A 23,662-nucleotide genomic window follows, 5' to 3' on the forward strand; every position below is an offset into this window, starting at 1 on the left:
AGAGCCCGGGAAAGACACAATTTGGCGCACCAAATCTAGAGTTTGAACTGACTGGTCGCTGAGACTAACCGGTCAGAAGCCTGATGCAGTCTGTGAGAGACATCATCCAGGTCAGTGAAGGACGCGTTAACTTGCTTTTGTCCTTCATTCATCTTTTCAATCGTATCGGCAACCTGGGCTGCAACAGAACTCTGTTGTTCTGTAGCAGACGCAATTTGGTTGTTCATTAGTGTAATGTTAGCAATTTTACTTTGGATCTCTTCTAATGCCTGTCCGGCTTTTAGCGCTCTGGATTCATTGCTGCTTGCCTGCTCATCGGCCTGGCTCATCATTTTCACGCTACGTTCAGCAGCATTTTGCAGTGAGTCGAGCATTGTGCGTATTTCTGTCGTGGCATCCCCTGTGCGCGAGGCCAGTGTACGCACTTCATCGGCAACCACAGCAAAGCCCCGGCCTTGTTCACCTGCTCGGGCAGCTTCGATTGCTGCATTGAGCGCAAGCAAATTGGTTTGCTCTGCGATTGAACTAATTACATCCAAAATCGATGAGACATTGCCGGTGCCTTTTGCAAGATCATTGACCGCCTCGGCTGCTTCACCAATCTGCTGGTTCAGCTCTTTCGAATTAGCTATGGTATCGGTTACCGCTGAAAGGCCATTATGTGCCTCTTGCTCGGTTTCATGTGCAGCGGTGTTCGCCGCAGATGCAGAGTCGCTTATGCTGTCGATGGACTGAATAAGTTCATTAATCGACTGTTGTGTTTGCGCCGCCTGGGCTGATTGCTGATCTGTCACTCTTCTTACTTTTTCAGTGCTGTGTACCAACTTTTCTGAGGTATCCAGGAGTGGTTGAGAGACAGACATAACACCATTGATAGCAGTAGTCAGTGTGTCCATAAATTTATTGAAATTAAGCGCCGTGCGACCGAGTTCATCGTCACCCAGTACTTCAATGCGCTGATTCAAATCACCGTGTCCATCTGCCAGTTCACTTAATGAGCTACGTAGTTCATTGGCTGTGAAACTGATATTGCGAGCAACGGACAGTGCCACAATCACAAGCAGAATCGTCAATACCACGCCTGACTGTATCGACAGCCACAGTCCGTCATTGCCACTTTCGTATGCCTTTCTTATGGTACTTTGAAATAATTCGTCGACGCTTTTTTGATAGGCCGTCAGGCCGTTTTCTGCTTTTTCAAACAGGTCTGATTTTTGTTTCGCAAGCGTAGGAAGTGTACTGAAATCAATGGTGTCATTGATCATACCTTGTGCGAGCCGTTCAGACAGTGTTTTGTATTCGGCAATGACTTCGAGCTGGTTTTTTATCAGTGTACTGTTTTCAACATCTAATACGCGCAGCTCATCGAGGTTTGCCTTCAGATCTTGCACTGTTTGCAAGGCCTGATTCATAACGTCGTTGTCAGCAAACGAGACCGCCTGACTGAACAGCTCATCTGCCCGGCGGATGAGAACGCTGTTGATTGTGGACAGTTGAACTGTTTTGTAAATTTGCCGTTCTAGCAGTACGAGCTCTTTTTGAGTGTTCTGGAAGGCAAAGAAATTAATGAGCAGGTTAGCAGTGAACACGGAGACAGACAGAGCAACAATCAAACTTATTTTGTAAAACAGTGGTAGGTTTTTAAACCAATGCATAACCGAGTTCCCCAGTATTAAAACACCAAACTATCACTTCAATGATCGCCTGTACCTGCACAGGCGTGATGCTAGTCCAACACAGTAACAAGTCTTAGTCATAAACGCTCAATTTGCCAATTGTTTGTAAAAATTAAATAAAAAAGGGAAGGCTTTGCGTTCTTTCCTTCGTCGGAGCCCTGTATTGAGCATTATTTACTGGACAACATTTTAGGCATCGCACCCGAGCCTTACGGCTTTCAATCAGTCGCGATGTGACCGTAGAACTTTCTGGTGTATACATTATAAGCTGTTGAAATATGGCTGATTTGATTCATTTCAATTCTACTTGGCAAGGTGTTCGAGGTCGTTATCTTTCGGAAAAAACGGTAAAACGGATAGCCGTTGCGTTTATGTATTCCCAGATTGGCCTGTAAATCTTACGCTAACGACACATTGAGCTGGCAATTGGAGCCGGTATTACCTGCATCAGGGAAATAAAATTTCCCCGCTAGCAAAAGGATTAACTTGCGCTAGGGTTAAAAGGCGTTATGTAACTCTGCGCGCACAGATAAGACTAACGGGTAGGACAAATTATGAACTGTAATCATGCTATGAAATGGGTAATTGGAGGCGCTTTGGTGACGAGCAGTTTCGCCAGCTACGCCGATGTCGTATTTAATGGGTTTGCTTCACTCAGAGCCACTGCCGCCGACAGTGATGGGGGCACCTCGCCATTTGAGACACTAGAGGGTGATGGCGATATCTCGTTTTCTGATGAATCTCTGTTTGCTCTTCAGGCACGAGCAGATCTGGGCGATGGCCTTAGTGCAACTGTTCAGCTGCTCGCCGAAGGAAAGGGGGATTTCGATGCTGAGGCAAGGTGGGCGTACGTAAGCTATGAAATCAATCCGCAACATACTATCAGCATGGGGCGCTTTGCCAATCCTAGTTTTTACCAATCTGAATACCAAAATGTTGGCTATACACACAATTTTGGCCGTTTACCCAAAGCGGTCTACATCGGATTTGACTTTACCACAATAGAAGGAGTGTCTTTAGACAGCAACTTTGTGTTTGGCGACTATGCACTATCGACCAAAGTACTTTACGGAAGCTGGCGTGGTACCACCTTCCTTGCTGCTACTCAGCAGGATGAATCTTTTGGCTTTAAAGATGAACTGTCCGTAAGGCTAGAATTATCCAAAGACTGGTGGACTGTGTACGGTGGCTTTTTCATCGTAGAAATCGAAGGTGGTACGGTTGATACCAATGCGATCCTTGGAGGAGCTCAGGGAGCAATCGAACTGGCTAAGTCTCAGGGAGCAACAGAGCAACAGGTTCAGGCGTTTAAAGATGCGGTTGTTTGGGATGGCAAAAATGGCCTGTATGGTTACACCGGGTTTCATATAGATTACGACCGCATCATTCTGGATGTGGAATATGCCGACTATGGAGTTGAAGACTCAAGTGATGGATTTAATCAGGTCTGGTATACCGCAATTGGTTATCGTGTAGTCGATAATGTTATCGTCACAGTACATCACGAAAGGTTTTTACAAGATAACAAAGATCTGGATTTCCTCAATGGAGTAGATCAGCCAACCCTGAGAGCGACTGGGGTCGCGATTCGAAACAATCTGGCTATGCGAGAGTTTGATGGTGTCGGCTTGTCTGTCAGATACGATTTCCATCCTAATGCGGCATTGAAGTTTCAGTACGTGAGCGGTGAAGATTCCCGGCCTACAGTCGGAGACTATTCGATTTGGACTGCGGGCGTAGACTTGGTCTTTTGAGGGGAAAACAATGAAAGCGATTATATTTACGGGCTTGATCGGCCTGTCTTCTTCATGCTGGGCTGTTGATGTTGTTGTTCACCCCTCAAATACGGCTACGTTAGACAAAAACCAGATAGAGCAAATATTCTTAGGTAAGTTAAAAACCTTTAATGGTGCCGGTAAAGCCGTGCCAGTCAGTCAGTCTGATACAAGCGCTGCCAGTGAAGAGTTCTACAGCAAAGTGATCGGTCGCAGTGCCAGCCAGTTAAAAGCCTACTGGTCTAAGCTCCTGTTTACCGGTAAAGGGCAACCGCCAAAAAAACTGGCCAATGATCAGGAAGTATTGGAAATGGTGAGCTCAGACGCCAGTATTATCGGTTATGTCACCAGTGGCAGTGCGGATGACAGTGTCAGGGTCATCGCCTCTTTTTAACGTAAAAGATCATGAAACTGATCAACCACGTTTGAGTACAGGAAGCTTTGTTCCAGCAAAGCTTCCATCAGGCCCTCTTTTTGTGCTTTTATGATTGCAGCTTCCAGCTCTGACTTATAAGGCAGGCAGGCACTTTGGTTAGACAGCACTAAGTAAACTGGCTTGATATGCACGGGCTCTGGTAGCATTGCGAGTGGTAAAGCCTGGGCGTTATAGAGGTTCAGCCAGCTACTGATGGCCTGCCACTGAGGTGCAATAAAATAGTCGATACGCTTCATTGATAACATTTTCAATGCTTTTTCAACGCTGTCAGCGGTAGTTAGGGTAAGCTGAGTCAGGTCAAAGCCTGTGTGACTTTGAGTCGCTGATTTTTCACCGCGCAAGGTAGCGCCTCTGAGGGGGATAAGCTCTGTCATGTTAGTAAGTGATATTTCCTCACGTCGATAGAACACACTGTGCGCTGAGGTGGTTAAAGCAGGCTCCAGGTAGGTAAACCACTCACGCGGATAGTCAGTACTTTGCAGCCCAACCAGCATATCAATGTGGCCGTCTTTGGCCCATTGTATCGCCCTCAGCCAGGGCATGGGTTTAGTGATTTCAACTTGCGTGTGTGCAGGTAAAACCTGTCGCACAAAGTCAAATCCAATGCCACGCAACTTGTCTTCATGTATAGCGTAACTAATTGGCGGGGCGTCCGGACTACCTCCCATGCGCATTAAGGTACACATTGCAAAGTTCGGAGCACTCACAAAAAAGCAAAACAAAAAGGTTGTTAAATTCGCATTATTCCACACAACTTTGCCAGATAAACGTGTTTACTTGCTGGTATAAGTTATAGCTCAGTTTCGGTGCTTTTTCTTGATGTTCTGGGCCGCATAAGGTGATTGATGCCTAGCACAAAATGGTTATCAAGTTGAAAGTGACTGTCATAGGTTATCTGGAGCTATAAGAAGTGACCGGACGGCAAAACAATACCGTTGAATTATACTGGTATACTCAATAACAGAAATGAGCTTTCTTAACGTCTGAAGCAAGGGAAACAGGTGATTATATGTCTGAAAACACCGCTGATTTAAAATATCTGGTGTGCTTTTTTTTGTGCCTGACATTCAGTGTGGCGTCTGTCGCTCAAGCGTCTTTATCGGCTGAGATCTTGGCAGAAAAGATTGCAAATGCAGAAGGGGATGAAAAAGTAGAAGCAATCATAGATTATGTTGAGCAACACTTTCATTTTCATACTGCTCAGTCTCTTGCTTACGGCCAGGCTGGCCTTTCACTGCTGGCGGATAATCCCAATGATGATCAGAGTGCCCGATTACTGAGTCATCTGGCCCGTGCCCACATATCGAAGCGTGAACTTAGCCAGGCTAAAAAGTTGGCAGATCGCGCGAATATATTGGCAGTACAAAGCCGGAACGATGCTAATCAGATATTGGCTAAACTGGTCTCCGCAGATGTTGCAACGCGGCAGCAAAATGTTGCGGCAGCTGAAGCTGACCTTGTAATCGCCATGCAGTTAGCAACGAAAATAGGCCATGACAGGTATCTCGCTCGAGCCCGCCAGTTGTCAGGTATGCTTAATATCTGGCTAATGCGTTTTGACGACGCCTTAGCTGATTTTCTTCGTAGCCTGAATTTGTATCGCAAATTACAGGATAGCTACAGGGCATCTTCAATACACCAAAGTCTGGCCTCTTTGTACAGAAGGATGAATCTTTACGAGAAGGTGTTGTTTCACCAGAACAAGGCTATCCAGATAGCGTTACAGCTCCAAGATGACAGAAAGCTGGGAATTTATTACAGCAATATGGGTACCTATCTCGAAGAGATTAGTGATTATAACAGTGCCATTGAATCGTACCTTAAATCTCTGGAGTACAGGAAAGTGCTGGATTATAAAATGGGCATGATCCACACCTACAACCGCCTCGGCTCTGTGTATCGGTTAGTGGGGGACTATGGCAACGCTGAAAGCAGTCTGATGGAAGCTTTGAATCTGAAACAAGCGATCAATCGTTTTGACACAAACATTTCGACCGATCTGGATCTGGGGCGTTTGTATATAGACACTGGTGAATTGAAAAAAGCCGAAGCGTATCTCAATAAAAGCCTGCCATTGTATCTGGGCTCACCCTGGGAAGATCGCATTGCTGAGATTTATCAGGCGTTTGCGCAATTGTCGTTGAAGCGGGGAGCTACCCAGCAAGCAATCGATGAGTATCTCAGAGCCATTGAGATTGCCACTGAACATCAAAGAGATGCCCGAGTGATGCAATATCAGCGTGAACTCGCGCAAGTCTACGAACAGGCTGGGCAACCTGAACAGTCCGTTTATTATCTGAATGCCTATTTAGTGAATCAAAGTAAATGGGAAAACAGGAATAATCAATATCGGCTCAGCGCATTAAGTGTCGAATTCGATGTGGAAGAAAAAGAGCGTGAAATTGCTGAACTGGTGCAAGAAAATCGCATTAAAGACTTACAGATAGAAAAACAGGCATTTCAAAAGGGGGTTGTTTTTATCGCGTTGGTGCTGGTATTTGGCACTGTGTTTTTCTTGTATTTCTGGTACAGCAAGAATAAACAGTTGAAAATCGAGCAACTGGCGTTAAAGCAGGTGAGTGGTGCTAAAGAGCGACTTAGTCTGGCTCTATGGGGAAGTGGTGATGAGCTGTGGGACTGGGATTTGGCAGCGGGCGTGATTACTAGAGATAACCAACAGAGTAAATTGCAACTGCCTGCTGCCGAGATTGGCTCAGATCTGAGTGTCATAAAAGCATCCGTGCACCCTGAAGACTATCCTAAATTAGAGCAAGCGTTTAATAAGCACCTGGATGGAGAAACAGAATTCTATGAAGTGAGCTATCGCGTAAAAACCACTCAGGGGGACTGGCTTTGGGTATTAGATCGGGGAAAAGTGACAACCCGGCATGAGAGTGGAGCGGCCGTCAGAGCGTGCGGTACAATCAAGGATATCTCAGCACTTAAGCGCACGGAGCTTGCTCTGGCTGAACTTAATAGATCCCTTGAAGAGCGTGTCGAGGAGCGAACCGAACGCTTAAAACAATCCCGGGATGAGCTGGCCAACACACTGGAAACGCTGACCAGGACTCAGTCGACGCTAGTAGAGGCACAAAAAATGGCCTCGCTGGGGCGTTTGGTCAGTGGTGTTTCTCATGAGCTCAATACGCCTTTGGGCACCACGGTCACAGCCTGCTCTGTGCTGACCCAGGCGCTGTCTGGATTTAAGGACAAACTGGCGCAAAGTAAACTGACCTTAAGTGACACACAGGCGTTTGTTGACGTGTCCGAGTCTAGTGCACAGCTTATAGAGAGTAACACGGCGCGGGCGGCACAATTAGTGAAGCGATTTAAGCAGGCATCTGCCCACGAATACACCAGCAATCATGACCGTGTTGAGTTAAAGGCATTCCTTGATGCCTTTGTTGCGTGCCATGTTAGCAAATCAGTAAGCCTCAATGTTGACTGTCCCGCGTCTGTTACTGTGCGCTTTAATAAACAGGCGCTGGAACGGGTGTTAGAAGACTTACTTATGAATGCGATACAGCATGGGTTTGATTCATCTTATGGGGACGTTTGGATCACATTAATATATGATGAAGCGCAGATTAAACTGAGTTTTAAAGATGCAGGGAAAGGCATCTCAGACGATACACTGGCACACATTTTCGAACCATTTCACACCACCGCCCGGCACCAGGGTAATGTAGGGCTGGGTCTTTATATGGTGTTTAATTTGGTCACTTTTGTATTGAACGGAGAAATTAAATGTATCTCGGGCCCTGATAAGGGTTGTCTGTTTGAAATGATTTTTCCGGCAGAAATGACTTAGTCCGGGTTGCGACAAGGTCAGGCAATGTAACCTTATTTTGTGGCAGATTTAAGCACACAGCGATTGACACACACGGATAAAATAGGTCACTGTGTTTGCACCTAAATTATATACGGAAAGGAAATCAGCATGACAGACCTTTTGGCTCCATACCAGTTGAGTATTTTAGTGCTTGGGTTATCAGGCGCTTTGTTTTTAGTTCAATTGGCGGTCGTAGATATTATCGCAATTAAACAAAAGCACCCGCCGGGTGTGGCGGTGGCGCAGGATCCGGATGATTTTTTGTTTCGCTGCAATCGTGTGTTCGCCAACAGTAATGAAACTGTGGGGATCCTGATATTAGTGGTCATGTTTGCGATGCTATCAGGGGCTAACCCCAGTTGGTTAAATGGACTGGCTGTGGTGTATTTGGCCTCCAGAGTTGGCCATATGGCTTGTTACTACCTCGGTAAAAAATTGATGCGCAGTGTTTCTTTCGGCATATGTTATGTCAGTTTGTTAGGCATATTTGGTATAGGGTTATCTGCCTGGATATGATGAATCAGGCAGCAAACTTCAGGTTATGGCGCGAATAATGATCCCGGGGTCTGTGATCCCTTCTTTTTTCAGCGCCTCCTGAATGTTTTTGATGATGTCGAAATATTGCTCCTGCAACTGCATCAGATACTGGCTTTTCATTTCAGTGAGCTGCTGTGTTGCTTCATCGGGCGTACGCTCAGCTTGCAACTCCATCAGCTCCTCTTTAAGTAACGTGATTTCTTCTTTAATCTCCTCCAGGCGCTCGAGCATACGTTGAATGTATGCCGGCACATCCTCATATTTTTCTTCATCTTCTTTGGCTTTTTCCCCGGACAACACATGCTTGTCTTCATTAGACAAGGTGATACCCTGAGCTTTCTCAGCTTTCTCAGCTTTCTCAGCTTTCTCAGCTTTCTCAGCTTTCTCAGCTTTCTCAGCTGTGTCAGTAGCCGCGGCAGCTGCCTGCTCTTCGCTGGTCTTTTCTCCGGCTGGCTCTTTTGCAGGCGCTGGTGGCTTAGTTTTAAATGCGGAAATATCCGTGGTGGCCTGATGGATGATAAATGTCATTGCACGTTCCTTGGGTCATTCATGCGCGAAATATACACCGAATAATACTTTTATCTTATTCTGTATCGGCAGGGATAGTGACACCTTTAGGAAAAAAGTAACTATAAATGCGATGACTTGCGGTACCTTAGCCGTGCTATTGATGGCACTAACGCCAGGAGAATGAGCAGGTAACCACCTGAGAGTGGCATAATGATCACGATTATCAGGCCGAGGGTGAATAAAGCCGGGCAAAGCAGCTCTGGCAAAGGCACATCGTGTTTCTGCATGTGTTTCAGGACAAAACCCAACAGAATAAATAAGGATCCGCAGACCAAAAACCAAACGATGGCTTCGCGATCGAATAACATCATGTTTTGTTTCACTGTACTGGCAAACCAGCCATCCTGATGCATTGCAATGAGCACCTCCCAGCCCATCAATAAACCAACCAGGTTATGTAGCAGGCCGATGGCAATCAGGCCATAACTCATAAAGTAGGAGTGTTTCATAATAGTTCCTTCAGTTGCGTTTTTGCCTGTTGTGAACTCAGTGCCAGACAGTCCTGAACGGACAGGCGAGGGTAGAGCTGCTGGAGCCCGAGAAAGCTGGCATAGCTGGTTGTTGCCAGGTGTTCTGCGCGCGTTTGGTCCAAGCCTAGCTCGAGGTAGCAGGTTTTAAGATAGTGCTGGCGCTGCGTGTCAATGGTACTCAAATGGTGCTGTATGCTGGCATCTTTCAGTGCCCAGGCGCGAATATGCAATTCGGCTTCAATGTCTGTGGCTGCGATGGCCTCATCAAGACGTTCCAGTCTGGTCAGTGGGCAGGGCTGCGTATCGGCAATGGCGATCAGACGTGTTGTAGCCTGTTCATACCAGTACGTCATGAGTGCGTCTACGAATGCCTGGCGATTTTTAAAATGATGATAAAAAGAGCCTTTGGTCACTTTTTTACGGGCGCATAGTCGGTCTATTGTCAGCGCATCAGGGCCACTGCTGATCAGCGTTTTTAAGGCAAATGCCAGCCAGCCTTGTCTTGCATCACTCATAATCTGCCCGCCTTCTTGGCACTCTGGATAACACTGCGAGCAACGACATAATGAAAGGGTAAGATGGCATTGAGGTAAATGCGCCCCGTTAGGGTCTTTGGGTTGACCAAAGTGGATACAATCACGGAGCTTTGCTGTTTTTTTACACTGAGATAAAAGACCATGTGGCGATCTTCCGAGTAACTGATGATTTCCTCCGGGTATTTCTCACAAACGTTCAGAAAACCTGCCTGATCGCCTACTGCAAGCTCATCACTGACGGGGGTCATGGTCTCTTGTCCTGTAGAAAAGCCAAATACTGCGACCAGCTTGTTTCTGAGTCGCATCAGCTGTGTGACCCAGCCGGGCATTGTATTAAAGATCCGGTATTGCAGCTGACTGGGAGTCAGGGAGGGGGTGTCGAGCGCAATTTGCAATGCATCACGAAAATGGTGTGGGCCTGCTTTCGCCTGAAGACGATCGGGCTCAGGGGTCAGGCTAATGATATGACTGAACATAAAACAACTCCTTCTTGTAATGAATGAACATACCATACAGTATGGTATTTTTTGTGGCAATATTCTTTGTCCGTTTTTTATCCAGGAATACTCAGAAGGCGTATTTAAAAAGTGAAGTGAGCAATACCAATTTGCTTAATTAAGTGATCTATTTTGAGGCGGGAAAATAGGGTCGATAACAAGGCAGAAATTTTGCTATTTAGTTGTTCTAAATGAGAAATTTTTAACGCTGTTAGCGCCCTATTTGCTCCTTCAAATAGACTAGGTATTAAGTGAAATTGGTATCAGCCGGGCCTGAACAGAGGGCCCGGTCAAACAGTGTGGCTTAAAACGTCCAGGCAAGGTGGATCTGGGGGACTGATTCGTCGGTGTCAGTGCCCAGTTTATTTTGCCAGTATTGCCATTCAAGACCGAGCATGAGCTGGTTTTCAGGCATCTCCAGCGCGTGACCCAGATCCCAGCGTAAAATAGGTTGTGCCAGCAGCCAGTTCTTCACGTCACCACCGACTTCATTATCACGGCCCGTGAGGTATTCAACGTGACCGGTGAATTCAAACTTGTGGTCGCCCAAAGAGAATGGATAGCTCCAGGCCACATCCAGTATGTAACTGTTGGTTTCTTTCGGTGCGCCACCGGCTTTAACGCCGCGGCTGTCATCGATGTAGGCAGTTAAAGTGGTCGCGAAGAAATTAAACCCTTCGAGGTTCCAGGACAGCTTTACGCCTGGCAGGTATTTCATGACTTTGGCATCACCGGCGGCGTTAAAGCCCATCACAATGCCAACGTCTTGTAATGGTGAGTCATTAAACTTCAGGCCCGCCAGTTTCCCCAGGCTAAAAGTCGAATACCATTCGCCGTAAAAGTCGCCATCCTGATGACCATCATCTAAGTCATCTGTACTGTAATCGATAAAGAAAAAGTTATCGCCGTAGCGGTAGCCCGAGGCATGTTGCAGGGAGTAGATAGTTTGATTTGCTTTTTGCTGACTAAACGGGTTTTTGAACTCGCCATGGTTAATGTGTAATTGCGTGTTACTCCAGTCCGCGGCAGTGACCGATGTTGTTGTGAGCGTAAATCCCAGTGTGAGCGCAGTAAAAATAGGTGTTTTCATTGTTTCTCATGTTTGTGGGGTTATAAACAGCTGAATTATATACGCAAAATACTACAGAAAAGGAATAAAAAACTTATATTTTATTAATGCGGGGGAATTAATGGCATCCGCTTGGATGCCATTGAAGTATCAGTCTTTATGACGACGAATACAAATCACAGCGACCGCTGTAAATGCCAGAATAAAGCAGTAAAAAGACGAGGTAGACACTTCCCACGGGCTGATCTTAAAGGTTGCACCCAGTAACAGCGCTTGTGCGCCATAGGGTAGGGAGCCTTGCATCACACAGGCAAAAATATCCAGCAGGCTGGCTGAACGTTTGCCTGAGATCTTTCCATCATCGGCCAGCTTTTTAGCAACGGGCCCAGCAACAATGATACTAACAGTGTTGTTCGCAATACACAGGTTGCTGGTCAATACGAGCGCTGCAATGCCCAGTTGATCAGCCACTTTTCTGTGCCATTTGGCGATGAGCGCAGTGATTGCCTGGATCTTATGTGCCAGATAATCCAGTCCACCATTAACGCGAATAAATTCAGACAAACCGCCAATGAACATAGAAAGCAGGAAAATCTCTTGCATGTCACTGAAGCCTTTATACACGTCTTTGACAAAGGCTGCGCCCTGGTAATCACCGGTGAATCCCATCAGGGCGGCGAAAATAATGCCACTAAAGAGCACCACAAAAACGTTAATACCCACCACAGCCAGCACCAGAATAAATGCATAAGGTAACACCAGCAGCCAGTCAAAAGGCTTGGTTTCAACGGCTTGTGGCTCAGGTGTCAGGAACACTAATAAGGCAACGGTGAGTGCAGCAGCGGGCAGAGCAATTTTCAGGTTTTCCCTGAATTTGTCTTTCATTTCACAGCCCTGAGTACGGGTTGCCGCTATGGTGGTGTCAGAAATAATTGATAAGTTATCTCCAAACATCGCGCCTGAGACTATGGTACCGGCCATCAGAGCCGGATCGATCCCGGTTTTGACGGAGACAGCGTAAGCAATAGGGCCGATGGCACCTATGGTACCCATGGACGTGCCCATGGCGGTTGAAACCACGGCCGCAATTAAAAACAGCCCGGGTAATAGCAGACTGGGTGGGATCAGCGATAAACCGGCATTGACCACTGCGTCAACGCCCCCTGTGGCACTGGCCACCGACGAAAAGGCGCCGGCAAGCAAGTAGATTAAACACATGGTGATGATATTGCTGTGCCCGGCACCTTTGATAAAGGTTTCAACGCTCTGGTTGATGGTGCCTTTGTTGATCCAAAACGCGATCACTATGGCAGGTAAAATGGCTACCGGTGCAGGTAACTGATAGAAAGCATAATCGACCCCCTGTGATTGCAGGTACAGACCCGCGCCCAGGAATAGGCCAACAAAGGTTAAAAGAGGTAGCAAAGAAAGCTTTGCTTGTGTGTGATTTAAGTTTGGCTGCATAGCACTCCCCAAAAACTAACCACAGCCAACGGATCCATTATTAGCTGCATTTAAACTACGTCGCCCGCAATAATTGAAATCGGCGAGGGCGGAAGTTTATATGGTTAGACGTCCAAAGTCCATGGTGTTTCGTTATTATGTTTATCTTCCCGGTAACGGAGTGTGCGCTGAGCACATCGACATGATTTACAGCGGTTGAAACGCCTTTTTGGTAAAGCCAGTCTTACTCGAAGTATTAATCAGGCCTGCTTCACAGCGGTCCATGACGGGATAGATTAGTATTATTGTCAACTGACTATGACACAGAGATCGGGTAAACTCTAGGCCACAAAATCAATCATCCAACTAAAAAGCTGGGTGACTGGGCTTATCTCTCTTGCGCTGAAAATCGGGAAAATACGTTTCCGTACCACTGAACAGGGTGGAAAATCTAATACAAAGGAAAACCGCAATATGACGAAAATCGGTATTTTTGGCGCCAATGGCCGCATGGGTCTGGCGCTGATTGAAGCAGTCCAACAGTCTCAACATTGCCAGTTAGGTGGCGCGTTTGTCAGAGCATCATCGCCACATCTGGCTCAGCCCATTGCTAATTTACAGCCGCAAGCGCCAGCCGGGTCAACTTTTGGCGCTGAGCAACACCTAGGCGATGAGCTGGATGTACTGATCGACTTTACACTACCAGAAGGCATGCTCGGCCACCTGCAACAAGCTGTCGCGAACAACATACCAATGGTGATTGGCACAACCGGCCTGAGCCCGCAGCAAATGCAGGAGCTGGAATCCGCCTCACAGTCTATTCCGATCGTCTTTGCACGTAATTTTAGTGTGGGTGTCACCCTGATGCTGGACCTGGTACAGACCGCTGCGGCAAAGCTTGCAGATGAAATGGACATCGAAATTTTTGAAGCCCACCACCGTAACAAAGTAGACGCGCCTTCGGGCACTGCACTGGCGATTGGTGAAGCCATTGCTGAGGCAAAAGGCTGGGATCATGAGCAGGTTGCACGCTATGACCGAAGTCAGGTACATGAGGCAAAAAGTCAACAAGAAATTGGCTATTCAGTGCTCAGAGCTGGCGATATAGTTGGTGAACATACAGCTTACTTTGCCACCATGGGAGAAAGGCTGGAATTAACACACAAAGCAACTTCAAGATTAACCTTTGCATCAGGTGCTGTAAGGGCTGCACAGTGGTTAAAAGGTAAGCCAAACGGACTTTATTCCATGCAAGATGTGCTTGGATTGAAGAAGTAAGCTTACTATTTTAGCGTGTTCGTTATAAAAAGTCGCTAAAAACCTTATTTTTTTATTTTTTACGTGAATTATTAGACGAATCTAAGAATGTGCTGTAGACTATAACGAATTTGCCAAAATTTTAATAACTGCGTGTTACCAAGCGCTTTGTAGACGGGAAGATAAGCGCTGGCTTGCTCCCGTTTTTTACTATCTAGGAGGTTAACTTGACTAAATCCGCTCTCTTAGTCCTTGAAGACGGCACTGTGTTTCGCGGTACTGCCATCGGCGCTGACGGCCTGTCCGTTGGTGAGGTAGTATTCAATACGTCTATGACGGGATATCAAGAAATTTTGACGGATCCTTCTTATGCAGAACAGATTGTGACGCTGACTTATCCACACATCGGGAATACCGGTACTAATAGTGAGGATGAAGAAGCAGATAAAATCTGGGCTAAGGGTCTGGTAATTCGGGATTTGCCATTGCTTGCAAGTAATTTCCGTAACGAGCAATCGTTAAGTGACTACTTAAAAGCACGCAATATCCTTGGGATTGCCGATATAGATACGCGTAAGCTGACGCGTATCTTGCGTGATAAGGGCGCTCAAAATGGCTGCATCATCGCGGGCGATGAGATTGATGAGCAGCAGGCACTGGAAGCGGCAAAAGCGTTCCCAGGCCTTAAAGGGATGGATTTAGCGAAAGTCGTTACAACAGAACAGACTTATGAGTGGCGTGAAGGGAGCTGGACTTTAGGTCAGGGCTTCCAGACTCTGAGTTCTGACGAAGAAAAATTCCATGTTGTAGCGTATGATTTTGGTGTGAAAAAGAACATTCTTCGTATGTTGGTTGACCGTGGCTGTAAACTGACAGTAGTACCTGCAGAAACCTCCGCTGCAGAAGTGCTGGCGATGAATCCAGACGGTATTTTCCTGTCAAATGGCCCTGGTGACCCTGAGCCATGTACTTATGCAATCGGTGCGATTAAAGCCTTCTTAGAAACTGATACGCCTATCTTTGGCATTTGTTTGGGCCATCAGTTACTGGCGCTGGCATCAGGTGCACAAACGGTGAAAATGAAATTCGGTCACCATGGCGGTAACCACCCGGTGAAAGACCTGGAGCGTGACGTGGTAATGATCACAGCACAGAACCATGGTTTCGCAGCGGACGAGGCCACTTTGCCAGATAACCTGCGTGCAACGCATAAATCGTTGTTCGACGGTACCTTGCAGGGTATCCATCGTACTGACAAGCCGGCTTTCAGCTTCCAGGGTCACCCTGAAGCAAGCCCGGGTCCGCACGATGCAGCACCGCTGTTCGACCACTTCATTGAATTAATGCAAGCACGTAAAGCCTAATTAGAACCGGAGTAACAATGCCAAAACGTACCGACTTAAACAGCATACTGATCCTGGGCGCAGGCCCAATCGTCATCGGCCAAGCCTGTGAGTTTGACTACTCTGGTGCTCAGGCGTGTAAAGCGCTGAGAGAAGAGGGCTACCGGGTTATTCTGGTTAACTCAAACCCGGCAACCATCATGACTGACCCGGAAATGGCAGATGCGACTTACATCGAGCCAATTCACTGGGAAGTGGTTGAGAAAATCATTGAAAAAGAAAAGCCAGATGCGGTACTACCGACTATGGGTGGCCAGACTGCGCTGAACTGTGCGCTTGACCTGGACAAGCATGGTGTACTGGCTAAGCACGGTGTTGAGCTGATCGGTGCAACTGCAGATGCCATCGACAAAGCTGAGAACCGCGAGCGCTTCGACGTTGCGATGAAAAACATTGGCCTTGAGTGTCCTCGTGCCGAGATTGCACACTCAATGGATGAAGCGCACGACGTACTGTCGCGCATTGGCTTCCCGTGTATCATTCGTCCTTCTTTCACCATGGGTGGTACCGGTGGTGGTGTTGCTTACAACATGGAAGAGTTTGACGAAATCTGTACCCGTGGTCTTGATTTGTCTCCGACCAACGAGCTGTTGATCGACGAGAGCTTGCTGGGCTGGAAAGAATACGAAATGGAAGTGGTGCGTGACAAAAACGACAACTGTATCATTGTGTGTTCTATCGAGAACTTCGACCCAATGGGTGTTCATACTGGTGACTCAATCACAGTTGCACCCGCACAAACTCTGACTGACAAAGAATATCAGATCATGCGTAACGCCTCGATGGCGGTACTGCGTGAGATTGGTGTAGAAACGGGTGGTTCAAACGTTCAGTTCGGTGTTAACCCGGACGATGGCCGTATGGTTATCATTGAAATGAACCCGCGTGTATCACGTTCATCAGCACTGGCGTCTAAAGCAACTGGTTTCCCGATCGCTAAGATTGCAGCAAAGCTGGCTGTGGGTTATACCCTGGACGAGCTACAAAATGACATCACAGGCGGTGCAACTCCTGCGTCATTCGAACCGTCAATCGATTACGTTGTGACTAAGATCCCACGCTTTAACTTCGAGAAGTTTGCCGGCGCTAACGACCGTCTGACTACACAGATGAAGTCAGTGGGTGAGGTGATGGCCATTGGTCGTAACCAGCAAGAATCACTACAAAAAGCACTTCGTGGTCTGGAGGTGGGCGCAACAGGTCTTAACCCAATCGTTGCACTGGACGACCCGAAAGCGAAAGAAACCATCATTCGTGAACTACGTGAGCCAGGCGCAGAGCGTATCTGGTACATCGCCGATGCAATGCGTCACGGTATGAGCGTAGAAGAAGTGTTCGAGCTGACCAAAGTTGACCGCTGGTACCTGGTTCAGATTGAAGACATTCTGAAAGACGAAGCAACCATCGCTGAAGTGGGCATGGCCGGCCTGAACAAAGACTTCCTGCGTCGCCTCAAGCGTAAAGGTTTCTCAGATCCACGCATCGCAGAGATTGCGGGTGTGTCTGAAAAAGAAATTCGCAAGAAGCGTCACCAGCTGGATATCCTGCCGGTTTATAAGCGCGTTGATACTTGTGCAGCAGAATTCAGCTCAGACACGGCTTACATGTACTCATCTTATGATGAAGAGTGTGAAGCAGCACCGTCTGACAAAGACAAAATCATGGTGATCGGTGGTGGTCCTAACCGTATCGGTCAGGGCATCGAGTTCGATTACTGTTGTGTACACGCTGCGTTGGCAATGCGTGAAGATGGCTACGAGACCATCATGGTTAACTGTAACCCGGAAACGGTTTCAACTGACTACGATACGTCAGATCGTCTATTCTTCGAGCCAATCACATTGGAAGATGTGCTTGAAATCGTTCGCGTTGAAAAGCCAAAAGGTGTGATTGTTCAGTACGGTGGTCAAACACCACTGAAACTGGCGCGTGACCTTGAAGCGAATGGAGTGCCTGTAATTGGTACTTCTCCTGACGCAATCGACCGCGCGGAAGACCGTGAGCGCTTCCAACAGCTGGTTGAGCGTCTTGACCTGCTTCAGCCTGAAAACGCAACGGTAACGTCACTGGAAGAAGCGATTGCTAAATCTCAGGAAATCGGCTTCCCACTGGTTGTACGTCCTTCTTATGTACTGGGTGGCCGTGCGATGGAAATCGTGTATGACGAAGATGACCTGCGTCGTTATATGACCGAAGCGGTATCTGTGTCTAACGAAGCACCAGTATTGCTGGACCGTTTCCTGGATGACGCCATTGAAGTAGACGTTGACGCGATCTGTGACGGTGAGAACGTCATCATTGGCGGTATCATGGAGCACATTGAGCAAGCCGGTGTTCATTCTGGTGACTCTGCTTGTTCATTGCCTGCGCACTCTCTGTCTCAGGAAATCCAGGACGTAATGCGCAAGCAAGTGCGTGACATGGCACTTGAGCTGGGCGTGGTTGGTCTGATGAATACTCAGTTCGCAGTCAAAGACGGTCAGGTTTACCTGATTGAAGTGAACCCACGTGCTGCGCGTACTGTCCCGTTTGTTTCTAAAGCTACGGGTGTTGCGCTGGCAAAAGTGGCAGCACGTTGTATGGTTGGCCAATCTTTGGAAAGCCAGGGTGTAACTAAAGAAGTAATCCCACCTTACTACAGCGTAAAAGAAGTGGTACTGCCATTTGCTAAGTTCCAGGGGGTTGACCCAATGCGTGGCCCAGAGATGCGTTCAACGGGTGAAGTGATGGGTGTTGGTGAAAACTTCGCCGAAGCCTTCGCAAAAGCACAATTAGGTGCATCAAACGCTTTACCACGTGGTGGTCGCGCGCTACTATCTGTTCGCAATGGTGACAAGGCACGTGTTGTTGAGTTGGCTAAGACCATGAAAGCCATTGGCTTTGAGCTGGATGCAACCAAAGGTACAGCACAAGCTCTGGAAGACGCCGGCATCGAAGTACGTCGCGTAAACAAGGTATTCGAAGGTCGTCCGCACATTCTTGACCGCATCAAGAATGGTGAGTACAGCTACATTGTTAATACCACAGAAGGCCGTCAGGCTATCGAAGATTCGAAGGTGTTACGTCGTGGTGCACTTCAGCATAAGACTAACTACACCACTACGCTCAATGCAGCGTTTGCAAACTGTACAGCTAATGAGGCTGATGACAGAAGTTCTGTAAACTCTGTTCAGGAGCTACACCAGCGTTTGAACTAAGAAGAACAAGGCCAGAGCGTAAGCTCTGGCAATGAGTGAGATACTATGCAATCAATTCCGATGACAGTACGAGGCGAAGAAATGCTTCGTGAAGAACTGAACCACTTAAAGAAAGTCGTCCGTCCAAAGATCGTTGCCGATATCGCGGAAGCCCGTGAACATGGCGATCTGAAAGAGAATGCGGAATACCATGCTGCACGTGAGCAGCAGGGATTCTGTGAAGGCCGCATCCAGGAAATTGAAGCCAAGCTGTCAACATCACAGGTCATTGATGTCACTAAAATGGCAAACAATGGCAAAGTGATCTTTGGCAGCACGGTGACCATAGTCAATGTTGATACGGACGAGGAAGTGACCTACAAAATCGTAGGTGATGATGAGGCAGATATTAAAAATAATCTGATCTCAGTTAACTCGCCAATTGCACGTGGTCTGATTGGAAAAGAACTGGATGATTCAGTGAGCATTCAAACTCCAAACGGTAGCGTTGAATACGACATCATCGAAGTTGAATATGTCTAGATTTGTCTAACCTATAGCACCAAAAACCCGACCCAGTGTCGGGTTTTTTATTACCCACTCCTTAACCTTGTGCCAGATCAAAGAGCCACAAAAGCAGCGCGTTATGATGAGTTTAACAAAGGAGAACATCATGACTGCTGACCAATTAAATAGTTTTCTCAAAACCAAACAAAACGAACTGAGTCAACGGATAGCCGCCATTGAAGCCGATTTCAGAAAGGGCCGGTCGGCCAACTTCGCAGAGCAAAATACAGAGCGTGAAAACGACGATGTACTGGATGAAATTCACCAGGAAGCGAAGCAAGAGCTGGTGATGGTGAATCAGGCGATACTGCGTATAGAGCAGGGGGCTTATGGCTTGTGTCAGCATTGTGAAGAACAAATCAACCCGGAGCGTTTAAACGCTCTGCCTTACACAACGACTTGTATTAAATGCGCAAAATAGAAAGGACCGTATTATGACAATTGAAAAACATGATCTGCACCACGAGTTTCCTGAATACAAAGATGAGATCCACCACCTGAAGATGAACGACGCACACTTCGCGCGTTTGTTTAAAGAGTATCATGAGTGCGACCACGAGGTACATCGTATAGAAACCGGCGCAGAAAACACCTCTGACGCTTACCTGGAAACACTGAAAAAGCAACGTCTGCACTTAAAAGACCAGCTGTTCTCTATTATTAAGAAAGCGCAGACTGTTGCTTAAGATGAGTAATTCTTAACTTGAACTGTCAGATTTGGCTGATAAGGCTTAATCTGACGGTTTTTTGTGTTAGAAGCGGGGGTTTAGTTATTACTTGTTTGTGGCCTATCATGAGTTAATGCACTGCGCTAAGGGTGGCTTTGAGCGAAGAACGGACGTTGGTAGCGAGCAAAGCTATGTAAGTTTTGTTACAAAGTGCCTGATTTCGTCCTATAACATTATTACTCGCCGGTTTGGGGTAAGGTGATAAAGTGGAATTTAACGCCATTCTATCTTTTTGTTTACATTGGCAGTTGTTAGTGGAATTATGAAAGTATGTAATATGAGCCGCTTTGGTGTGTTATGAACTACTAAAGGGGGCAGAATAAGTTGTTAAGTTTCGTTTTAACTCAGCAACAACTCATAACCGAAGGATGATAATGAGTAGGACAGCAGAAAGCACAATAAAAGGTTTTTTATATCAATTCCAAAAGACAATAAAATCAATTCTTGAATCTTCGTATGAAGATACGGTCACAGTAGAAGGGATTGTTGAAGATGTAGATCTTGTGCATGCAGATGGCAGTACCACTGCTATACAGTGTAAATATCATGAATCAGTAGAAGCCTTTTCTCTCAGCCTTATCTATAAGCCAATACTCCAAATGGCAGAAAACTATGCCGCAAATCCTAATGCAGATATAACCTATAAGCTATTTGTACATGTGCAAAATCAGAGTAGTAGTTCTAGGAGTGTAACTGAAGCAGAGCTTAACGCCGCCTTAGCTTCTACTAACGTAAAACTGCAACCAATAATTAATAGAATACCGAACAATTTGGATAAAGTTGGTTTTTTAACAAAATTGACTCTTGAATTTGGTGAGTCAATTGATGACTTGGCGCTCAGTATTAAAGCGCTACTATCAGATATTGAAATTGATAACTCGGATGTGGAAAGTATTTTATACCCCAATTCGATAAATCATATTGCAAGGCTTTCATGTGGTGATACACCTGAATCTAGACAGATAAACCGAGCAGATTTTGAACGTTTTTTGTCAAATTCAAATAGTACTGCCATCTCAAAATGGACATTAGCGCTAAATACAAAAAAACAACTCTTAACATCTAAGAGAAGGCAACTTTCACAATATCTATCCCAAAACTCTCGAGAAAGATGTTTTTATCTATCAAAAGACCAGCTTGTTGATTTTTGTGATGGAATTGTTGTTTTTATAAGTAATTTTCTTGCTAAGTATCATACTAAGGCATTGCACCTTAAAACCCCCATATTTGTTCTTGATTGTAACTCAGATGAGCTAAGTGAAATTCAATATCGATTATATGTTAAAGGAATCAAGGCGTGTACTGGTTATATCGGTTCAACTTTTGAAGTACAAGAGTTTTTTCGAGAGCCTATTAAGAATAATTCTCGAAGTTTAGTAAACGAACGTGAGTTTCAAATTCGAATTTTATCTTATGAAGCGCAGCCTGAAGCTGTTAATTATAGGAAGTGTGATGACTTGTTTTTTGTTTGCAAAAACAAACCTTCAGAGATTGATTGTATTGACATCGAAATGTCAGAAATAGGTGTGCCTAACTTTAGTGAGTTGGAATTTGTATTAAGTATAAGGAATGATTATGAGTAGAGTTGGAAGCGTAATGGTTAGCTCACCATCTCAAATAACTGTGCAAATAGATTCGTTAGAAGTTTTTGAATCAAATAAGTCTGATCTTCAAGTAGGAAAATATATAAAAATTGAAGATGGAAATCATAATTTCGCAATTGCTATCGTGAAAAACATAGCAGGAAAAAATGATGATGAAAATTGGGAATTTGCAATTGATGCGACCCCTATAGGTGCTTTAATAGCTAATGGAAGTGAACTTGAATTTAAAAAAGGAACCCCTGTTTTGCCAGTTCCTACAGAGCCAGTCTATATTATGGATTCTTCCACTCTAGATGTCCTTTTTTCAAATGATGGCGCTTTTAATTTTAATATAGGTACTCTATCTAATAATGTGGCTGTGGATTTCAATTTACATGGAAATCGTTTTTTTAGTAAACATATCGGGATAGTAGGCTCCACTGGATCTGGAAAATCATGCGCTGTTTCTAGAGTTCTGCAAAATGTTGTAGGTATAACCCAAGATGGATATACATTACATGATCAACAGAATAATTCACATATTGTTATTTTTGATTTGCACTCAGAATATGCAGCTGCATTTAGCATTGATGGTGAAAGAGACTTTACTTTAAATAATTTAACTGTTGATGGATTGCAATTGCCATATTGGTTAATGAACTCCGAAGAGTTAGAAAGTATGTTTATTGAAAGTAGTGAAAGTAACTCTCATAATCAAATGGCAATTTTCAAACGAGCAGTAATCGCAAACAAGAAAAAACATAACCCCTCACTTGTAGATGCAACTTATGATACTCCATGTTACTTTTCAATTAACGAAGTAGTAAACTTTATCTCTAATATTGATAGAGAAGTAATTGGTAGAAAAGAAGGTGAAGGTAAGCCAAAACTCCTTGATGGAACTCTAGTTGAAAATCAAGAAGAATCATACTTTGAATCAAGACTTACATTTGTTGCAAGTTCATCGGCGGCTGCAACCAAGGCAACCAATGGCCCATTTTATGGCGAATTTAATCGCTTTATATCTAGATTAGAAACTAGACTTTCCGACGATAGGTTAAGGTTTCTTTTAAAACCTACAAAACCAGATGGTGAAAGGTTTGACACTAGTGATTTTAACTTGTTATTAAAACAATTCATTGGGTATTCTAACAAGTCTAATGTTACCATTTTCGATCTTAGCGGTGTACCGTTTGAAGTATTAAGTGTGACTATTAGTTTATTGTCACGAATAATTTTTGACTTCTCCTTTCATAATTCAAAGCTTAAACATGCTGAAGGTGAAGAAAATGATGTGCCGATTCTTTTGGTATGTGAAGAAGCACATAATTACGTGCCAGCCACAGACTCTTCAATGTATAGGGCTTCAAGAAAGTCTATTGAGAGAATAGCAAAAGAAGGGAGAAAATATGGGTTAAGCTTAATGGTTGTAAGTCAAAGACCCTCTGAAGTTTCACCTACAATATTTTCTCAATGTAGTAATTTCATAGCACTTCGCTTAACAAACAAAGCAGATCAAAACTATATCAAAGGGCTTTTACCTGAAAATACTAGTTCTGCTTCAGAAATGCTCCCTAGTTTAGGGCAAGGTGAAGCGCTTGTAGTTGGTGACGCGGCTATTATGCCGAGTCTAGTACAATTACCCAAGCCTATACCTGAACCTAAGTCTGCTAGCGTAGATGTCCACACGGTTTGGTGCGAAAGTTGGAGTGAAGCAAGTTTTGAAAACGTTATAAAACGCTGGCGTAAAGAAAGAGATTGGCAAACAGAGACACCCACCTAAAATTGGCGTGCGGAATGTACGTCGTCTACCTTTAGGTAATGCTCAATGGATTGAGAATGACAAAGTATGCCAACTGCAAGGAAGAAGCAGGTCAGCTTATCAGACACTAAGTACTACAACTGCACGGCGACAAACAGACGACAAACAGAGACACCCACCTGAAACTGGCGTACGGAACGGACAAACAGAGACACCCACCCGAAATTGACGTGCGGAATGTACGTCGTCTACCTTTAGACAAAACTCAATGGATTGAGGATGACAAAGTATGCCGACTGCAAGGAATAAGCAGGTCAGCTTATCAGATACTAAGTATTACCACTG

At 45.5% G+C, this 23,662-nt stretch carries 20 protein-coding genes; 12 read left to right on the forward strand and 8 right to left on the reverse strand.

Annotation, left to right across the window (positions count from 1 at the left end):
• Positions 1 to 35: 35 nt before the first annotated feature.
• The gene (locus MHN31_RS08010) at positions 36 to 1,655 is read right to left on the reverse strand and encodes a methyl-accepting chemotaxis protein (protein WP_010386097.1); all 1,620 of its coding nucleotides are present in this window, start codon (positions 1,653 to 1,655) and stop codon (positions 36 to 38) included.
• 575 nt (positions 1,656 to 2,230) lie between these two features.
• Between MHN31_RS08010 and MHN31_RS08015 the strand changes: the two genes are divergently transcribed.
• Together MHN31_RS08015 and MHN31_RS08020 are read left to right on the forward strand one after the other, a co-directional pair.
• Positions 2,231 to 3,430, forward strand: a complete 1,200-nt coding sequence (locus tag MHN31_RS08015) for a hypothetical protein (protein ID WP_125559320.1) — start codon at positions 2,231 to 2,233, stop codon at positions 3,428 to 3,430.
• Between the two features lie 10 nt (positions 3,431 to 3,440).
• Entirely contained in the window at positions 3,441 to 3,845 is a 405-nt protein-coding gene (locus MHN31_RS08020) for a phosphate ABC transporter substrate-binding protein (protein ID WP_239443990.1), read from the forward strand.
• On the opposite strand, the gene MHN31_RS08025 is transcribed toward MHN31_RS08020, so the two are convergent.
• Entirely contained in the window at positions 3,842 to 4,561 is a 720-nt protein-coding gene (locus tag MHN31_RS08025; RefSeq protein WP_239443991.1) for a transporter substrate-binding domain-containing protein, read from the reverse strand. The two genes, MHN31_RS08020 and MHN31_RS08025, sit on opposite strands and share 4 nt — an antisense overlap.
• A gap of 335 nt (positions 4,562 to 4,896) precedes the next feature.
• On the opposite strand from MHN31_RS08025, the gene MHN31_RS08030 reads away from it, so the two are divergent.
• Both MHN31_RS08030 and MHN31_RS08035 read left to right on the forward strand, forming a co-directional pair.
• Positions 4,897 to 7,698 carry a tetratricopeptide repeat protein gene (locus MHN31_RS08030; RefSeq protein WP_239443992.1) on the forward strand — a complete coding sequence of 934 codons (2,802 nt, stop codon included), beginning with the start codon at positions 4,897 to 4,899 and terminating at the stop codon, positions 7,696 to 7,698.
• A gap of 129 nt (positions 7,699 to 7,827) precedes the next feature.
• On the forward strand, positions 7,828 to 8,235 hold the full coding sequence (locus MHN31_RS08035) for an MAPEG family protein (protein ID WP_239443993.1): 408 nt from the start codon (positions 7,828 to 7,830) through the stop codon (positions 8,233 to 8,235).
• 18 nt (positions 8,236 to 8,253) lie between these two features.
• On the opposite strand, the gene MHN31_RS08040 is transcribed toward MHN31_RS08035, so the two are convergent.
• From MHN31_RS08040 to MHN31_RS08065, 6 genes are all read right to left on the reverse strand, one after another.
• Complete coding sequence (locus tag MHN31_RS08040) at positions 8,254 to 8,784, reverse strand: hypothetical protein (RefSeq protein WP_239443994.1); 531 nt, start codon at positions 8,782 to 8,784, stop codon at positions 8,254 to 8,256.
• Positions 8,785 to 8,885: 101 nt separating this feature from the next.
• Positions 8,886 to 9,275 (reverse strand): DUF6463 family protein, encoded by a 390-nt coding sequence (locus MHN31_RS08045; protein WP_239443995.1) that lies wholly within the window; start codon positions 9,273 to 9,275, stop codon positions 8,886 to 8,888.
• Positions 9,272 to 9,811 (reverse strand): TetR/AcrR family transcriptional regulator, encoded by a 540-nt coding sequence (locus MHN31_RS08050; RefSeq protein WP_239443996.1) that lies wholly within the window; start codon positions 9,809 to 9,811, stop codon positions 9,272 to 9,274. Before MHN31_RS08050 ends, MHN31_RS08045 begins: the two co-directional genes overlap by 4 nt.
• On the reverse strand, positions 9,808 to 10,308 hold the full coding sequence (locus MHN31_RS08055) for a DUF2867 domain-containing protein (RefSeq protein ID WP_239443997.1): 501 nt from the start codon (positions 10,306 to 10,308) through the stop codon (positions 9,808 to 9,810). The genes MHN31_RS08050 and MHN31_RS08055 overlap by 4 nt, the downstream gene beginning before the upstream one ends.
• 325 nt (positions 10,309 to 10,633) lie before the next feature.
• Positions 10,634 to 11,419: a nucleoside-binding protein gene (locus MHN31_RS08060; protein WP_239443998.1), complete on the reverse strand. Its 786-nt coding sequence runs from the start codon at positions 11,417 to 11,419 to the stop codon at positions 10,634 to 10,636.
• A gap of 129 nt (positions 11,420 to 11,548) precedes the next feature.
• Entirely contained in the window at positions 11,549 to 12,862 is a 1,314-nt protein-coding gene (locus MHN31_RS08065) for a Na+/H+ antiporter NhaC family protein (RefSeq protein WP_010386110.1), read from the reverse strand.
• A 453-nt stretch (positions 12,863 to 13,315) separates the two neighbouring features.
• Here MHN31_RS08065 and dapB point away from each other — a divergent pair, with 453 nt between their 5' ends.
• From dapB to MHN31_RS08105, 8 genes are all read left to right on the forward strand, one after another.
• Complete coding sequence (gene dapB, locus MHN31_RS08070) at positions 13,316 to 14,119, forward strand: 4-hydroxy-tetrahydrodipicolinate reductase (protein WP_239443999.1); 804 nt, start codon at positions 13,316 to 13,318, stop codon at positions 14,117 to 14,119.
• A gap of 206 nt (positions 14,120 to 14,325) precedes the next feature.
• Positions 14,326 to 15,462, forward strand: a complete 1,137-nt coding sequence (carA, locus tag MHN31_RS08075) for a glutamine-hydrolyzing carbamoyl-phosphate synthase small subunit (RefSeq protein WP_239444000.1) — start codon at positions 14,326 to 14,328, stop codon at positions 15,460 to 15,462.
• 17 nt (positions 15,463 to 15,479) lie between these two features.
• Positions 15,480 to 18,698: a carbamoyl-phosphate synthase large subunit gene (gene carB, locus MHN31_RS08080; protein WP_010386113.1), complete on the forward strand. Its 3,219-nt coding sequence runs from the start codon at positions 15,480 to 15,482 to the stop codon at positions 18,696 to 18,698.
• A 45-nt stretch (positions 18,699 to 18,743) separates the two neighbouring features.
• Complete coding sequence (greA, locus tag MHN31_RS08085; RefSeq protein ID WP_010386114.1) at positions 18,744 to 19,220, forward strand: transcription elongation factor GreA; 477 nt, start codon at positions 18,744 to 18,746, stop codon at positions 19,218 to 19,220.
• Positions 19,221 to 19,350: 130 nt separating this feature from the next.
• Complete coding sequence (locus MHN31_RS08090; RefSeq protein ID WP_049863424.1) at positions 19,351 to 19,665, forward strand: TraR/DksA C4-type zinc finger protein; 315 nt, start codon at positions 19,351 to 19,353, stop codon at positions 19,663 to 19,665.
• A gap of 13 nt (positions 19,666 to 19,678) precedes the next feature.
• Complete coding sequence (locus MHN31_RS08095) at positions 19,679 to 19,930, forward strand: YdcH family protein (RefSeq protein WP_010386117.1); 252 nt, start codon at positions 19,679 to 19,681, stop codon at positions 19,928 to 19,930.
• 416 nt (positions 19,931 to 20,346) lie between these two features.
• Entirely contained in the window at positions 20,347 to 21,555 is a 1,209-nt protein-coding gene (locus MHN31_RS08100) for a hypothetical protein (protein ID WP_239444001.1), read from the forward strand.
• Positions 21,548 to 23,338, forward strand: coding sequence for an ATP-binding protein (locus MHN31_RS08105; RefSeq protein WP_239444002.1), 1,791 nt, complete (start codon positions 21,548 to 21,550; stop codon positions 23,336 to 23,338). Before MHN31_RS08100 ends, MHN31_RS08105 begins: the two co-directional genes overlap by 8 nt.
• Positions 23,339 to 23,662 lie beyond the last annotated feature (324 nt).

Source organism: Pseudoalteromonas sp. McH1-42 (genome assembly GCF_022347845.1).
Lineage (GTDB): Bacteria > Pseudomonadota > Gammaproteobacteria > Enterobacterales > Alteromonadaceae > Pseudoalteromonas > Pseudoalteromonas rubra_D.